The 5,413-nt window shown below is 71.7% G+C and carries 5 protein-coding genes and 1 pseudogene; 2 read left to right on the top strand and 4 right to left on the bottom strand.

Annotated features, from left to right (window positions below):
* The 3 genes and pseudogenes from AB0M20_RS25350 to AB0M20_RS25340 all read right to left on the bottom strand — a co-directional run.
* Positions 1 to 631, bottom strand: a pseudogene (locus AB0M20_RS25350) (hypothetical protein); the annotation flags it as partial.
* A gap of 42 nt (positions 632 to 673) precedes the next feature.
* Positions 674 to 1,633, bottom strand: a complete 960-nt coding sequence (locus AB0M20_RS25345) for a hypothetical protein (protein ID WP_364302189.1) — start codon at positions 1,631 to 1,633, stop codon at positions 674 to 676.
* 5 nt (positions 1,634 to 1,638) lie between these two features.
* The gene (locus tag AB0M20_RS25340) at positions 1,639 to 2,922 is read right to left on the bottom strand and encodes an adenylosuccinate synthase (protein ID WP_364302187.1); all 1,284 of its coding nucleotides are present in this window, start codon (positions 2,920 to 2,922) and stop codon (positions 1,639 to 1,641) included.
* 173 nt (positions 2,923 to 3,095) lie between these two features.
* Here AB0M20_RS25340 and purD point away from each other — a divergent pair, with 173 nt between their 5' ends.
* Positions 3,096 to 4,337 carry a phosphoribosylamine--glycine ligase gene (gene purD / locus AB0M20_RS25335; protein ID WP_364302185.1) on the top strand — a complete coding sequence of 414 codons (1,242 nt, stop codon included), beginning with the start codon at positions 3,096 to 3,098 and terminating at the stop codon, positions 4,335 to 4,337.
* Positions 4,338 to 4,347: 10 nt separating this feature from the next.
* Here purD and AB0M20_RS25330 read toward each other — a convergent pair whose 3' ends face one another.
* Positions 4,348 to 4,800 carry an SCP2 sterol-binding domain-containing protein gene (locus AB0M20_RS25330; RefSeq protein ID WP_364302183.1) on the bottom strand — a complete coding sequence of 151 codons (453 nt, stop codon included), beginning with the start codon at positions 4,798 to 4,800 and terminating at the stop codon, positions 4,348 to 4,350.
* Positions 4,801 to 4,917: 117 nt separating this feature from the next.
* On the opposite strand from AB0M20_RS25330, the gene AB0M20_RS25325 reads away from it, so the two are divergent.
* Positions 4,918 to 5,413: helix-turn-helix domain-containing protein (locus AB0M20_RS25325; protein WP_364302181.1), on the top strand; the 496-nt coding region annotated here is incomplete at its 3' end.

The following is a 5,413-nucleotide window of genomic DNA, read 5'->3' as shown; positions in this document are numbered from 1 at the left end:
GAGGCGCCGACTGCTGCCGTGGCCCGGGCTGGGGAGGCCCTGGCTGCGGTGGCCCGGGTTGCGGGGGTCCTGGCTGCGGAGGCCCTGGCTGCGGAACCGGCTGCGGTGGTCCCGGCTGCGGTGGTCCCGGCTGGGGCGGTGCCGACTGTTGCCGGGGGCCAGGCTGCTGCGGCGGCACGCTCGCGGTGGCGCGGGTCGGAGGCTTGTCGACCGGCGGCGTCGGACGCTGCGGCGGCTGCGCCCACGGCGAATCAGGCGCGACGTCGGACACCGGCCGCGCCGGCGGCTCCTCCGCCGAGACCGGCTTCGGCTGCACCGGCGGCGGACCGGACTGCTGCACCGGCGGCTGGACGGGCTGGATGGGCGGCTTGACCGGCTGGACGGGCGGCTTGACCGGGATGGGCGGCGGCGGAGGCGGGACCACCGTCGTCTCCGGCGGAAGGTGCGGCGGCACCGCGGCATGGCCCGAGGCGACCGGATGCGGTGGTGGTGCATCGTGCGGGACCGGCCGGCCGCCGTGCACCGGAGCCTCCAGCTCCTCGGGCGGCCAGAACGGCTCCACATCCCGGTCCGGCGGCGGCGTGGCGTTGGTGCCCGGGACGTAGACGCGGTCGGCGTTCTCGTCCTCCACTGAGGCTTCCTCCCCGTCCTACTTCACTACATGAGCGCTTGTTCAGCCTCGCACAGGCGGTCGTGGTGCGTACACCGCCCATGCGCCCGGCTCGATCCACCAGGATCGCTTCCGGGTCGTCGAGCCGGCCACGCCGTCGTCGAGAAACTGCAGCTCACCGTCGCGCGGCAGGACTGAAACGGCCCGTCCGCGGGCGCGCCGCACCTCGACGCGGACCCGAGGTGTCCGGAACCGGCCGCGCTTCACCGCCGGAATCGCCACCGCGACCTCGATCCGGCCGTCGGTGGGATCGCCGTCGGCGAGCAGTGGCAGACCGTCCACCGTGGCGTAGCCGCTCGCGTTGCCGATCGCGCAGGCGATGATGCGGTCGGTGCCGTCGGAGAGCACCGCATCGTCCACTTCGATGCGCCCGCGCCACGGCACCGCCCGGCCGTCGTCGTCCGAGCCGCCGACCAGCGCGCCGTCGATGGTGACCGAGCCGCCGTCGTTGCGCAGCAGGTCGAGGCGGCGGACGGTGCCGTCCAGGACCGCGTCGGCGACCTCCCGCGGGGTGCGCGGCAGGCCGAGCTGAGCGGCCAGATCGCCGGTGGCCGCGGGGTCGAGCGGCAGCACGGCCAGCGGCGGCAGGTCGGGCACCGTGCGGTCGGCCGCCAGGTCGGCGGGGCGCTTGCTGGGCGGCGGAGCGTACCTCCGGACGAGCCGTCGCACGACGGCGCGCAACTGCCCATCGGTGGCCGCGGCGACGACCAGCCGGTGCTTGCCGTGGACCTCGGGCCATGTCAGACCGTCGGGACGCGGGTCGCCGTCGAACCGCTCGAGCACCGCGTCGATCTCCGCGTCCGAGGACGCGACGACGGACTCGACGCGGGCGTTCCGGTCACGCAGGGCGTCTGCAAGAACCAGCACGGGGGTACGAGGTGAGCAGGCCGACTGACACCCCGAACAGGCGTCACCGCAACCGCCGCCGCCCTCGGCCAGGCTGAGCACCACGACGTCGTACATGCCGCTCAGACCACCTTGTGGCGCTCGATGACCGCCTCGCGGCCCGGCCCCACGCCCACGATGGAGATCCGCGCGCCGATCCGCGCCTCGACGAACTCGATGAAGCGCTGCGCATCCTTGGGCAGGTCGTCGAAGCGCCGGCAGCCGGTGATGTCCTGCTTCCAGCCGGGCAGCGTCTCGTAGATCGGCACGGCGTGGTGGAAGTCGCTCTGGCTGATCGGCATCTCGTCGTGCCGGACGCCGTTCACCTCGTACGCCACGCAGACCGGGATCTCGTCCAGCTCGTCGTAGTTGTCGATCTTGGTGAGGGCGAAGTCGGTGACGCCGTTGATGCGCTGCGCGTACCGGCCCATGACCAGGTCGAGCCAGCCGATCCGGCGCGGGCGGCCGGTCGTGGTGCCGTACTCCTGGCCCACCTCGCGCAGGTAGTCGCCGAACTTGTCGTGCAGCTCGGTCGGGAACGGGCCCTCGCCGACCCGGCTGGTGAACGCCTTGAGCACGGCGACCACCCGGTCGATGCGGGTCGGCGGGATGCCGGAGCCGGTGCAGGCGCCGCCGGAAGTCGCGTTCGAGCTGGTCACGAACGGGTACGTGCCGTGGTCCACGTCCAGCAGCGTGGCCTGGCCCGCCTCGCAGAGGATCGTCTTGCCCTCGTCGATGGCCTGGGACAGCTCGAGCGCGGTGTCGGCGACCATCGGGCGCAACCGGTCGACGTAGGACAGCAGCTCGGTGATCACCTCTTCGGGCTTGATCGCCGAACGGTTGTAGATCTTGGTGAGCACCTGGTTCTTGAAGGAGAGGGCCGCCTCCACCTTCTGCCGCAGGATCGACTCGTCGAACAGGTCCTGGATGCGGACGCCGAGCCGGTTCATCTTGTCCGCGTAGGTCGGGCCGATGCCGCGGCCGGTGGTGCCGATCCGGCGCGCGCCGAGGTAGCGCTCGGAGACCTTGTCGAGCGAGCGGTTGTACGACGCGATGACGTGCGCGTTGGCGCTGATCCGCAGGCGGGACGTGTCGTGGCCGCGAGCCTCGAGGAGCTCGATCTCGTCGAACAGCACGGACAGGTCGACCACCACGCCGTTGCCGATCACCGGGGTCACCCCTGGGGTGAGGATGCCGCTGGGCAGCAGGTGCAGCGCGTACTTCTCGCCGTTGATCACCACGGTGTGGCCGGCGTTGTTGCCGCCGTTGAACTTGACGACGTAGTCGAGGCGGTCGCCCAGCAGGTCGGTGGCCTTGCCCTTGCCCTCGTCGCCCCACTGGGCGCCGACCAACACGATCACTGGCACTGATGAAGCCTTCCGTCGCGCGCGCTCATTACCGATCTGCGTACGCGGGGGTGCCCGGGTACTGCCGAAGTTTACGCTCTTCGCGCTGCTACTTCTCGGTCGTCCGGGTGCACCGGTCTTTCCCGGGGTCCTCCTCGCCGTCCGCCGGATCGGGCGTCGGTAGCATCCCAGTCGTGCGCGTACTCCTGATTGGCTCCGGCGGGCGCGAACACGCCCTGGCCCTCGGCCTGGCCGCAGATCCCTCCGTCACCGATCTCTTCGTGGCCCCGGGCAACCCCGGCATCGCCTCGGTGGCGACGCTCGCGCCGGTCGACGCCGCCGATCCCGCCGCCGTGGCGGCGCTCGCCGTCGAGCTGGCCGTGGATCTGGTCGTCGTCGGACCGGAGGCGCCGCTGGTCGCGGGCGTTGCCGACGCCGTGCGCGCGAAGGGCATCGCCTGCTTCGGCCCGTCCGCGGCGGCCGCCCGGCTCGAGGGGTCCAAGGAGTTCGCCAAGGACGTGATGGCCGCGGCCGGCGTGCCGACCGCGCGCTACCGGGCATGCTCGTCGGAGTCCGAGGTGCGGGCGGCGCTGGACGACTTCGGGCCACCCCATGTGGTGAAGAACGACGGTCTGGCGGCCGGCAAGGGCGTGGTGGTGACCGATTCCCCGGAGGCCGCGCTGGCCCATGCGCGCGACTGCGGCCGCGTGGTCGTCGAGGAGTTCCTGCCCGGGCCCGAGGTGTCGCTGTTCGTGGTGACCGACGGGACGGCCGCGCTGCCGCTGATGCCGGCGCAGGATTTCAAGCGGGTGGGCGACGGCGACCAGGGGCCGAACACGGGCGGGATGGGCGCGTACGCCCCGGTGCTCTGGGCGCCGGACGACCTGGTGATGCGGGTGATGCGGGAGACCGTGGAGCCGACGCTGGCCGAGATGCGTCGCCGCGGCACGCCGTTCGCCGGCTTGCTCTACGTCGGGCTGGCGCTGACCCCCGCCGGGCCGAAGGTGATCGAGTTCAACGCCCGCTTCGGCGACCCGGAGACCCAGGTGGTGCTGGCGCTGCTGGCCACGCCGCTGGGCGGTCTGCTGCACGCCGCGGCGACGGACGCGCTGGCGGCGCACGCGCCGCTGGAGTGGAAGCCGGGCGCGGCGGTCACGGTCGTGGTGGCGAGCCACAACTACCCGGGTACGCCGAGAACCGGCGACGTGATCACGGGCGCCGACCGCCCCGGAGTGATCCACGCCGGCACCCGACGCCGCGACGACGGCGCCCTCGTCTCGTCGGGCGGCCGGGTGCTGAGCGTGACGGCCACGGGCGCCGACCTGTCGGCCGCGCGCTCCGCCGCTTACGCCCTGGTCGACGGCATCACCCTGGACGGCGCGCACCACCGCACGGACATCGCGCTGCGCGCCGCCCAGGGAGAGATCTCGGTGTGACGGGCGACCGTCAGGCCTTCGGGATGTCGAAGAGCTTGGCCACCTGAGCGGCCAGGCCGAGGTCGCCCTTCGCCTTGATCTTGCCGGTCATGAACATCATCATCGGGTTGCCGTCGCCGGAGACGACCTTGAGGAAGGTCACCGGGTCCATGGTCATGGCCAGCTTCGGGTCCCGGGCCGGCTGGTTGGTGACGGTGCAGGCGCCGTCCTCGATCACCGTCTCGTACGTGTCGCTGGAGCCGCCCGGCCCACCCGTGATGATCCAGTGGATCACCGCCTTGGTGGCGCCGGCGCGGTCGGCGCGGAACAGCGTCGGCATCCGGTCGAAGATCTCGTCCAGGATCTTGCCGCGGTGCTCGCCGCCCATGACCTCGGCGATCTTCGCATCCGGGGTCGACTTGACCAGCTGCGCGAACTCTTTCGGACCGAGACCGGCGAGCGTCTCGGGAGTGAAATCAGTCATCGTGGACCTTTCGGGATGAGCGTTAGTCCTACTCGCCAGTAACCCTACCGACTTACTTAGCGCTCCGCGCATTTTGCCACTCCCCAACAAGTGTTGGGCTGTGCCATACTCCCCAACATGTCTTTGGGAGATAAGGGCGCGACGGCCGCGTTGCGAGCGATGGCCCACCCGATCCGGCTGCGGATCCTGTCTCTGCTGACCGGGGCCCCGATGACCGCCGCCGAGGTGGCTCGCGAGCTGGACCTGACCCACGCGAACGCCAGCTATCACCTGCGCACCCTGTTGGCCGCCGGCCTGATCGTCCCGGCCGGCGAGGAGCGCATCCGGGGTGGCATCGCCAAGCGCTACCGCCACGACCCCGATCGCGAGCGCCACGGTAAGCCGACCGGAGCGGAGAGCCGTGCGCTCTACCTCGCGACCGCCAACGAGCTGATCCGCCGCACGGCGCTCGCGGAATGGTCCGGGAAGAAGCTGATGACCGACGCCGAGCTCTGGGTCGACCCCGAGGTGTGGCTGGAGATCCACGACCGCATCGCTGAGGCGTCGAAGGATCTGCACAAGGCGGCACGGGCGCCGCGTACCCCGGGCACCATCCGCACATCGCGAGCGAGGT

This window comes from Actinoplanes sp. NPDC051633 (assembly GCF_040681735.1).
Lineage (GTDB): Bacteria > Actinomycetota > Actinomycetes > Mycobacteriales > Micromonosporaceae > Actinoplanes.
Note: the sequence above shows the minus strand (reverse complement) of the source record. Positions and strands in the feature narration are given on the sequence as shown.

Bases quoted from the DNA above. Each gene is read 5' to 3' on its own strand.
- AB0M20_RS25330 (WP_364302183.1), bottom strand. From the start codon at position 4,800: ATGACTGATTTCACTCCCGAGACGCTCGCCGGTCTCGGTCCGAAAGAG.
- AB0M20_RS25345 (WP_364302189.1), bottom strand. From the start codon at position 1,633: ATGTACGACGTCGTGGTGCTCAGCCTGGCCGAGGGCGGCGGCGGTTGC.